The sequence below is a fragment of the Methanospirillum hungatei genome (genome assembly GCF_020216685.1).
In the GTDB taxonomy this organism is placed as follows: domain Archaea; phylum Halobacteriota; class Methanomicrobia; order Methanomicrobiales; family Methanospirillaceae; genus Methanospirillum; species Methanospirillum hungatei_B.
In genome coordinates, this window is sequence record NZ_JAIWNS010000050.1 from 1 (window position 1) to 10094 (window position 10094).

Here is a 10094-nt window from a genome sequence, read left to right on the forward strand (position 1 = left end):
TGTTACCTGTTCTCCTGAACGGACCATCGTTGAGGATGATGAGAATTTCACCGGGGATGTCACATTGGAATTTCGGACAAATGCAGGAAAGGGTGCAATAGAAACCATCCTTGGTGTATCGGATATAAAAACCCGGACAATCTCTGAGCCTGCCATACCTGCTGAAGTATCTGCTGTTCCCCTGGCGAAAGATGAACCCTCCATTCCTCTGACAAAGGGTCCTTCAGATACCGGTGTCAGGTATGAAATCCATGTTGAGATTGCATCTTCGGTTGATTCGCGCAATCTTCGGTCAATGCTGCTCCTTCAGAATCTTGAGGGGCTCGGAACTATCTCTCATCTCTCTCCAAAGCGTGAGATCATCGAGGATAGTGATACATACAACGGGATTATGGATATTCTCCTCAGTACAGCCGAGCCACAGGAGAAGATCCATGCCCTGCTCAAAGGTTCAGATATCAAAAATTATTCAGTCCGGGTAGAAGTACCTGATATTTCAAAAGACGGAGCTGCTTTGGAAGGTTCAGACAGTACCTCTTTTGCCGGAATCCGTGCATCATCAGCAGATAAGGCCGAGAAAAAACGGGAAGTTAAAAATATCCGGGTTGATATTGACCGGCTTGACCATATGATGAACCTGGTTGAGGATCTGGTCATCAACCGTGGACGCCTTGAGCAGATCGCCCAGCAATACAAGATTAAAGAACTTGATGAAACCCTCAACATGGTCGGCAGGTCGGTATCTGATCTGCAGGTCATGATGATGGATATCCGGATGATTCCGCTGAATCATATCTTTAACCGGTTTCCACGAACAGTCCGTGACATTGCTGCCAAAGAAGGAAAGGAAGTTGACTTCGTGGTAGAAGGTGGTGACACAGAACTTGACCGGTCGGTTATGGACGGTCTGAATGATCCGCTATTACACCTCATCAGAAACGCTCTTGATCACGGCATTGAATCACCGGATGTCAGGATTGCAAACGGGAAAAACCCGAAAGGCAGGCTGACCCTCTCCGCATCCAGGGACAAGGATAATGTCATTATTGTCATTGAAGATGACGGTGGCGGTGTCAACGTTGAGAAGATTAAAAAGAAGGCTATTGAACGGGGTCTTATCACCGAAGAGATTGCAGCATCAATGAGTGATCAGGATGCATATGATCTCCTCTTCCAGCCCGGGTTTTCAACGGCAGATAAGATCACTGATATCAGCGGCCGGGGGGTAGGCCTCGATGTCGTGAAGACCACAATTGCCTCATTACAGGGCACAATAAAACTTGAGTCTGTTCCTGGTCAGGGGAGCAGGTTTGAGCTGGTCCTGCCTCCGACGATGGCAATTGTGATGGTAATGATGATCCGGATCAATGGGAAGCGCTGTGCCATCCCGATTACCAACGTTGCTGAGGTTGCAAGCCTTGCTGCATTCCCTATCCAGAACATCGGCAATGGAGAAGGTCTGCTGATGCGGAATGAGATCATTGTTCTTTACCGGCTTGATGATATGTTTGGCCGGTCCAAGTCAGAAGAGGTCATCGTCGTTCTTCAGAATGGGAACCGAAAGGGTGCCATCATCGCAGATCTCATTGAAGGGCAGCAGGAGGTGGTTATAAAACCACTTTCGAAGTTTGTCGGAGCATGTGAGGGTGTCAGTGGTGTTACGATTCCAGGTGACGGGGAAGTAGTGCCGGTTCTTGATGTGAAGGCAATTCTTCGGGAAGGAGGACAGAAATCCGGACGGAAATCAGGCGGAAGGAGGGTGAAAAAGATGATAAAAAATGTGATAGCAGACGGAGATCTGGCTATTAGTGAACAACAGGCCGATGAACTGAGGGAACTTGGAAATATTGGCGCAGCTCATGCTGCAACAACCCTGTCTACAATTCTGAGTACGATGATACAGATCCGGGTGCCTGAGATCATCCTGGTCAATCTCGCGAATCTGCGCAATTATCTTGATGATGTCATGGCCGCCATGACGGTCTTTCAGATACAGGGCCAGATCAAAGGTGAAGGGTATCTTATACTGCACATTCCTGAGGATTCGATCATCAGGCTTACCAATATCATGATTGGGACGACTGAGCTGAACCGGGAGATTGATGACATGGACCGGAGTGCCATCAATGAGATCGGGAATATTATGACCTCATCGTTCCTTGATGCATGTGCCACTTTGCTGAATATCATCATGATCCCCTCCCCTCCTTCCATGGTCATTGATATGCCTCATGCTGCGCTTGAATCCATTATTGCTACCCAAGAGATTAAGGAGAATGTTGATGAAGTGGTGTTGTTCAGGACCGAACTGACCTGTGCAACCCATGAGATTAAAGCAAATATTATCCTCCTTCCAAGCAGATCCCTGCTTGCAGAAATTTTTGCCAGAATGGAGAATGTCATAGCGGTAGCAAAATCAGGCTGAATTGAATGAGCGAGACAATTACCGGCAGTGACCAGCGTGAGGTCATCATCATCGGTATTGGTGAATGGAGTACCGGGGATACTGTCATGACATCCATAGGTCTTGGTTCCTGCATCGGTCTTGTAATTCATGATGAAACACGAAAGATCGGTGGTCTTGCCCATGTCATGCTTCCAAAATCAAGCGGAAAACCAAATGAAAGGGCGGGAAAATACGCTGATACCGCGGTTGAAGTTCTGATTAAGGAACTTACGCAAAAAGGAAGCAAGGTAAGCAACCTGAAGGCAAAACTTGCCGGTGGCGCCTCCATGTTTCAGAACTTTTCAGGAAACCTGAATATCGGTGAGCGGAATGCTGAAGCACTCAAGGCCATCTTAAAAGAATTATCCATCCCAATTGTCCGGGAAGACCTGGGCGGGACCATTGGAAGGACAGTAACCTATTATCCAAAAGAAAACGGCCGGTTAGTCATAAGGCAGGCTGACGGGACAACAAGAGAAATTTAAATTTTTTTACATCCCTGCCGCTGAATCTTCGATTATCTTTTCAAGCATCTTAACGATATCAAGCAGGACCGGCGGGTTTGGCAGCATAAATATGTTCAGACTGAGCTCATGTTCATCACATATCAGTTCAGTCTTGAAAAAGACAACATTATCATAGAGAATATTACTCTCTTTAATCACCAGATCAAAGACATTTTTCGGGAGATCAAAAATTGTTCTGGGCGGTGAGGGGAGCATAATAATTCCCAGTAATTCTGCAGTGCCATCAAGAAAGGCCGATACCATGATATTCCCGATCTCATTGATGGCACTCTCATCCATCTCATTGAGCGGCCGGTCAGGTTCAATGGGCAGTCCAAGCATGATGCTTGTCATCTGAATGACCGACTCCTGCGGGACGTGGAGAATGACATACCCTGCTTTTGCCATCTGACCTTCCATGGTAAAGACGACCATGGCAGAAAGACCCTGTTCAATCTGCTCATTAATGGCACGAAGGTCTACGATACTAATCTCCGGAACATTCAGCATTATGGGGGTGTTCAGCATCGTGGAGAGCGTGGTTGCTGCGTGAGAAGCACCAATATTCCCAAGTTCCCTGAGCGCATCTTTCTGATTGTCATTTAGGTCTACCCGGAAATCATCGATTGATTTATCTTTCATAGTAATGGTGAGCGGTGCTGCCCCAGTCCGGGGAATTTGTTCCTCAGCCTGGTTTTGTTCAGTATCAGCGGTTCCATCATCAGGGATCTCATCCTTGTATTGCATGAGGATGCTCATGACCGGATCATCAGCAGATATACTGGATTTCGGTGCCGGTTTTGATGGCTCTTCCTCTGGTTCGCTGCTCTCTTCTGATGAAGGCTCCTGGTCAGAAGAGTACTGGGCGAGGATGGACATTACAATATCTGCTTCACTCTGGGGCTTTTGAGGTTCAGCTGGTTTTCCCTCCGGAGCCTTTTCCTCTGTTACAGATGATTCTTCATATAACTCATCATCAGTCAGTAGAGGTGCAGTTCTCACCGGTTCAGAAGGAGTTTTATGAGATATGGATGCGGTTTCCCGTTTAGGCTGGCCCTCAAAGGACTGACAGCGCTCCAGATGCTCTCTTGCCACCGGATCAGCCGGATAAATTGCGAGAGCCTCTTCAAATGCCCGGCACGCAAGAGAGTACTCTCCCAGTTCCTCGTAAGAAAGACCAATTTTAATAAACGGTTCAATAAAATCCGGGTGAATGGTACTGGCGGATTCAAAATACTGGATCGCCGCATAGTAGTTTTTCTGGTCCATGAGGAGATTCCCCCACTGCATGTACCTGATATAAATCTCCTCTTCTGGCCTTGACCGGTATTTCGGACGGTATTGATCGGTTTTCAGTCCGGGGCGCATCAGGAGCGAGAGGTTTTTGCGTGCGACCGGGTTCTCAGGGTCAATATCAAGTGCTGTCGTGAAACACTTTCTCGCATGGGAAAACCGCCCCATCCTTACATAGGTATACCCGAGATTTATTATCGCAGCAACATTATCCGGGTCCTGTGTAAAGGCTTTTCTGAATAAAAATGATGCCTGATCATAGTCCTTCCTTTCAAGGGCTGATTCACCCATACGGAGTAGATTTCTGACCTCCCGGCGTAATGCGGCATCCATAGCAATCAATGAATATGTGAAAATTCCCCGGAAAAATTACCGGGTATACAGGCTGATAGTAGAATTATTCTGTGTATAGATTATATACATTGCTCAATGGTCCTTTTCAATACAGTATTTACATGACAAATACAGCTGCAGCAAGGACCGTTGTCCACCGCCCGTCCGGGTCACCCTTTTCTGATGTGCAGATATGTGACGTTTTTATTATCTTGCCACTTGCTTTGTAAATCTGCTCCCGCTCCTGCCATGCCGTGTCAGGATCAAATTCTATACCAAGGGTGGTTGCAAGCATGGTTGCTGCAAGATCCTCCGCATACTCTCCTGCCTGGAGCTGGGTCTCCCCATAGGAGTGATGCTCTGAAAGATACCCGTAATGGTTTTTCTCCTCAGGAACTGCAAGACCTATCGCAGCACTCATCAGGCGGTTTGGTTCATTGGTGTCATTCCTGGCCATTACCGTATACACGATCTCTCCAGGTTTTAACATACTCAGGCCTTCCTCCCGTGATATCTCGATGCAGTTCGGAGGATAAATGCTTGAGACATTGACAATATTAAACATCTCAATACCTGCTGATCGCAGGGCGGCTTCGAAGGATGCCAGCCGGTCTTTATGAACTCCAACCCCTCCGGTGAAGAAGACTCTCCGCGGGACCATCATTCTATATCCATGAGCTGTGATTGACCATAAAAACAATCCGTCTGCACAGGTATCAAAAAACAGTCAAAAATTGTGTCAGCACACGCCTTCAGTCCGGGTGTCTGAATTCCGCAGATAGAGCATGAGGGGCCTATCCGGTTGTACCTTATAATCTTATCAGGCTAACACATATGGGATATTCACCATGAAGGCAGTGCTCGGACTCGAGAATGGACGATATTTCTTCGGAGAGGGCTTTGGAGTTGAGGGTGAAACAGGAGGCGAACTCGTGTTTACAACCCAGATGACCGGATACATGGAAGCTCTCACTGATCCGAGTTATCATGGTCAGATTCTTCTTTTCACCTATCCGTTAATTGGAAATTACGGCGTCGATACAGAAAACTTTCAAAATCCGCGTGTCTGGGCAGGGGGGTGTGTTATCCATGAACTCTGCCGGAAACCCGCGCAATCACCTCCTCTCCACTCTTTTTTTGAAGAACAGGGTCTTCTTGGGATATCCGGGATTGATACCCGCCATCTTACCATCAGCATTCGTGAACAGGGAACTGTTCGTGCAGCTCTTATCACCGGGAGTGATGACTGGCAGGCAGCGGTTGAGATGGCACAGAAAACCCCGGATATTACCCAACAATCCCTCATCCCTGATGTCAGTTGTAAAAAACCCTGGCATCATCCGGGGACCGGACCCAGAGTTGCGGTTCTGGATCTTGGAATTAAGACTAACATGCTCAAATCTCTCTCTTCACGGGGCGGCGACCTCTATGTCTTTCCCCATGATGCAAAAGCTGATGAGATTCTTGCCTGTCGTCCGGATGGGCTCTTCATCAGTAATGGTCCGGGGGATCCAAAACAGGCACAGACGACCATAGCAACAGTCCGCGAACTGATCGGTCAGATGCCTGTCTTTGGTATCTGTATGGGGAATCAGATATGTGGCCTCTCTCTTGGTGCGGACTGCAGAAAGATGAAGTTCGGACATCGGGGGGCAAACCAGCCGGTCAGATGCATTGACGGGAGTATCTCCATTACGTCCCAGAATCATGGATTTGTTGTTGACGGCGATACCCTTCCGGAAGGGTGCAGAATTTCTTATGTAAACTGTAATGACGGGACTCTTGAAGGTTTTGAGGATCCCTCACTTGATATCTATTGTGTTCAGTTCCATCCGGAAGCACATGCAGGTCCGCATGATACCGAGGAAAAATATTTTGATACCATGTTTCGGAGGATGGTCTGATGCCACGGGATCCATCCATTAAAAAGGTCCTTCTCATCGGGTCAGGACCGATTCAGATTGGCCAGGCAGCAGAATTTGACTTTTCAGGGTCACAGGCCTGTCGCGCCCTTCGTGAAGAGGGAGTGTCAGTTGTACTGGTGAACTCTAACCCTGCCACCATTCAGACAGATCCCGACATGGCTGATGTTACCTATGTCGAGCCATTACAGGCAGATATCATTGCCAAGATCATAAAAAAAGAGAAACCTGATGGGATTCTTTCCGGAATGGGAGGTCAGACCGGTCTGAACCTGACGGCAGAACTTGCGGAGATGGGTGCACTTGAAGGGGTTAAGATCCTTGGAACACCTCTGAAGGCAATCTATGAAGGAGAAGACCGGGAGAAATTCCGCGACCTCATGAACCGGATCGGGGAACCGGTCCCCCGTTCTGTTATTGTCAGTTCCCTGGATCAACTGGAGCATGCAGCCTCTGTCGTCGGATTTCCGGCGATCATTCGTCCGGCTTATACCCTTGGTGGGGCTGGTGGCGGAATTGCCTACAATCCAGATGAACTCCGCCGTATAGTTGAACTGGGACTTGGAAAATCCCGTATCCATCAGGTTCTCATTGAAGAGAGTGTTGCCGGATGGAAGGAGATCGAGTTTGAGGTCATGCGTGATGCGAATGATACCTGTATCACCATCTGTGGGATGGAAAATGTTGATCCCATGGGTGTTCATACCGGAGAGAGCGTTGTCGTTGCACCGATTCTCACCCTCCGTGATGATGAATTCCATCTCCTGAGAAATGCTGCGCTCAAGATCATCCGTGCGCTTGATGTTCAGGGTGGCTGTAACATCCAGTTTGCCTTCAAGGGAGATGATGAGTACCGTGTCATCGAGGTTAATCCGCGGGTTTCCCGTTCATCTGCTCTTGCTTCAAAAGCGACCGGGTATCCGATTGCACGGGTTGCATCAAAGATTGCAATAGGCCTCCGGCTTGATGAGATCTTAAATACCGTCACCGGAAAGACGCCCGCCTCATTTGAGCCTTCGATCGATTATGTCGTCGTAAAAGTCCCCCGGTGGCCTTTTGACAAGTTCAAGACTGCCGACCGGACTCTTACAACCGCGATGAAGTCTACCGGTGAAGTGATGGCAATCGGCCGGTGTGTTGAAGAAGCCTTCCTTAAAGCGCTCCGCTCACTTGACACCGATGTTGAACATCACACGGTTCTGTCTGAACTGAAGATGATCCTTTCACGGCCGACAGATGAGCGGTTTGGTGCCCTGTTTGACGCTCTTCGTCAGGGGATGACCCTGAATGAGATCGCAGAGATAACCCGGATAACTCCCTTCTGGCTTGAAAAAATTCAGAATATTGTTGAGATGGAGAAAGCCCTGGCTGCACATCCTGATGATGCAACCATTCTCAAGGCAAAAGAATTCGGATTTTCTGACCATGAAATTGCTCAATATTCCGGAAAGGATGTTTCTGAAATCGAATCAAAAGTAGGTCTTCCGGTATACAAGATGGTAGATACCTGTGCTGCTGAATTCCCTGCACAGACGCCGTATTTCTATTCAACCTATGGGGATAAAGTCTGTGAAATTTCCCATTCGGACCGGAAAAAGGTCATGATCCTGGGTTCAGGACCTATCCGAATCGGGCAGGGTATTGAGTTTGATTACTGCACAGTACATGCGGTTACCGCTCTCAGGGAGGATGGCTATGAGGTTCATGTGGTCAATAACAATCCTGAGACGGTGTCAACCGATTTCGATACCTCTGACCGGCTGTTCTTTGAACCAATGACGCTGGAGGATGTCTCGCATATCCTTCAAAAAGATGATTATTACGGAGTCATGGTTCAGTTTGGCGGTCAGAACGCAGTCAACCTGGCGGTCCCCTTAAAGAATGAGATAGAGCGGTTAAACCTGAAAACCAGGATTCTTGGAACAACGCCTGATGCCATGGATATGGCTGAGGATCGTGACCGGTTTAGTGTACTGCTTGATTCTCTCTCCATTCCGACACCTCCAAACGGATCTGCGTATAGTGAGCAGGAGGCATATGCAACAGCGGAACGAATCGGCTATCCGGTTCTTGTCCGTCCTTCCTATGTCCTTGGTGGCCGGGCCATGGAGATCGTACATGATGATACGGAACTTGCAACCTACATGCGTGAAGCGGTCCGCGTCTCGAAGAGTCATCCGGTTCTTATCGACCGGTTTTTACAGAATGCCATTGAGCTTGATGTTGATGCGGTCTGTGATGGGACTGACGTTATCATCGGTGGAATCATGGAACATATTGAGACCGCCGGGGTTCATTCCGGAGATTCAGCCTGTGTCATCCCTCCGCAGTCCCTCTCTCCTGAAATTCTGGCTGATGTCCGTGATTATACCAGAAAGATTGCTCTTGGCCTTGGAGTTGTCGGTCTTGTAAATATTCAGTTTGCAGTGCAAGCAAGCACGGTGTATGTTCTGGAAGCTAACCCCCGTGCCAGCCGGACTGTTCCCTTTGTGGCAAAGTCAGTAGGTATACCACTGGCAAAGATGGCTGCGCGTGTGATGATGGGTGAACGACTTGCTGATATGCCATACAAGGAGATGGAGGTCTCCCATGTTGCCGTAAAGGAAGTTCTGCTTCCCTTTAACAAACTCCCCGGTGTTGACACGGTCCTTGGGCCTGAGATGAAATCCACCGGAGAGGTCATGGGGATCGATTATGACTTTGGCCGGGCATATTACAAGGCCAGTATTGCCGCTCATAATCGGCTCCCGAAATCAGGGAACGTCTTCATATCTGTAACCGATGATCTTAAGGATCAGATACTTCAGGTTGCAAAGACGTTTACTGAAAATGGTCTCTCTATCTATGCAACATCGGGGACCGTTGAATTCTTTGCAGAAAGGGGTGTTACCGCAAACCTTGTCAGAAAGATTGCTGAAGGGTCTCCGAATGTGCTTGATATGCTGAGAGCCGGAGAGATCAGCCTTATCATCAATAATTTCGCTGACAAGCAGTCACGCCATGATCATCAGCAGATAATGCGGGTCGCTGTAGATTACGGGACACCCTACATCACCACTCTGCAGGCGGCGGTGGCAGCTGCAGAAGCTATCAATTCAGTCAGGGAAGAGAACCTGACAATTGAACCCCTGCAGCATTATATCGGTTGCTGAATACTTCATACAAACTATTTTTTACGTGCGGTTTTTTCTTCTTCAGGCACTCATATGTAGGAGATAAACCGGTGAAATTTCATGGGAAAAGGAACAGTAGTACTTGCATATTCCGGCGGTCTTGATACGTCAATCTGCATTCCTCTTTTAAAAGAAGATTACGGGTATGACCGGGTTGTTACGGTTGCTGCTGATGTCGGTCAGCGGAAAGAAGAGATCTCCGTAGCCGAAGAGAAGGGGAAGAGATTTGCAGACAAACACTATACTCTGGATCTGATCGATCAGTTTGTTGACCGGTGCCTGATGCCTTCAATCAAGGCAAACGGCCTCTATGAAGGGTACCCGATGGGGACCTCTCTTGCCCGTCCGGTAATTGCCGAAGCAGTGGTTGAGATAGCAAAAAAAGAAGGGGCTACTGCGGTTGCACATGGGTGTACCGGGA

Annotated in this window: 7 protein-coding genes; 5 read left to right on the top strand and 2 right to left on the bottom strand. The window is 48.2% G+C overall.

The genetic code is table 11. The features are described 5' to 3' along the window. Both LDL35_RS02775 and LDL35_RS02780 read left to right on the top strand, forming a co-directional pair. On the top strand, positions 1-2425 hold a 2425-nt coding region (locus LDL35_RS02775; RefSeq protein WP_304019277.1), incomplete at its 5' end, for an ATP-binding protein. A gap of 5 nt (positions 2426-2430) precedes the next feature. After that, positions 2431-2931: a chemotaxis protein CheD gene (locus LDL35_RS02780; protein WP_011447185.1), complete on the top strand. Its 501-nt coding sequence runs from the start codon at positions 2431-2433 to the stop codon at positions 2929-2931. A 6-nt stretch (positions 2932-2937) separates the two neighbouring features. Here LDL35_RS02780 and LDL35_RS02785 read toward each other — a convergent pair whose 3' ends face one another. Further along, positions 2938-4578 carry a tetratricopeptide repeat protein gene (locus LDL35_RS02785; RefSeq protein ID WP_304019280.1) on the bottom strand — a complete coding sequence of 547 codons (1641 nt, stop codon included), beginning with the start codon at positions 4576-4578 and terminating at the stop codon, positions 2938-2940. 118 nt (positions 4579-4696) lie between these two features. Further along, a complete protein-coding gene (locus LDL35_RS02790; protein ID WP_304019281.1) occupies positions 4697-5242 on the bottom strand; it encodes a pyruvoyl-dependent arginine decarboxylase in 546 nt (181 codons plus the stop codon). Between the two features lie 184 nt (positions 5243-5426). On the opposite strand from LDL35_RS02790, the gene carA reads away from it, so the two are divergent. The 3 genes from carA to LDL35_RS02805 form a co-directional block, all read left to right on the top strand. Beyond that, a complete protein-coding gene (carA, locus tag LDL35_RS02795; protein WP_304019282.1) occupies positions 5427-6482 on the top strand; it encodes a glutamine-hydrolyzing carbamoyl-phosphate synthase small subunit in 1056 nt (351 codons plus the stop codon). Further along, complete coding sequence (gene carB, locus LDL35_RS02800; protein WP_304019283.1) at positions 6482-9652, top strand: carbamoyl-phosphate synthase large subunit; 3171 nt, start codon at positions 6482-6484, stop codon at positions 9650-9652. Before carA ends, carB begins: the two co-directional genes overlap by 1 nt. 81 nt (positions 9653-9733) lie before the next feature. Beyond that, on the top strand, positions 9734-10094 hold a 361-nt coding region (locus LDL35_RS02805), incomplete at its 3' end, for an argininosuccinate synthase domain-containing protein (protein WP_304019285.1).

Excerpts from the sequence above, each read along its gene's own strand:
- carB (WP_304019283.1), top strand. The coding sequence starts at position 6,482 with ATGCCACGGGATCCATCCATTAAAAAGGTCCTTCTCATCGGGTCAGGA.
- LDL35_RS02780 (WP_011447185.1), top strand. The coding sequence starts at position 2,431 with ATGAGCGAGACAATTACCGGCAGTGACCAGCGTGAGGTCATCATCATC.
- LDL35_RS02785 (WP_304019280.1), bottom strand. The coding sequence starts at position 4,578 with ATGGATGCCGCATTACGCCGGGAGGTCAGAAATCTACTCCGTATGGGT.
- LDL35_RS02790 (WP_304019281.1), bottom strand. The coding sequence starts at position 5,242 with ATGATGGTCCCGCGGAGAGTCTTCTTCACCGGAGGGGTTGGAGTTCAT.
- carA (WP_304019282.1), top strand. The coding sequence starts at position 5,427 with ATGAAGGCAGTGCTCGGACTCGAGAATGGACGATATTTCTTCGGAGAG.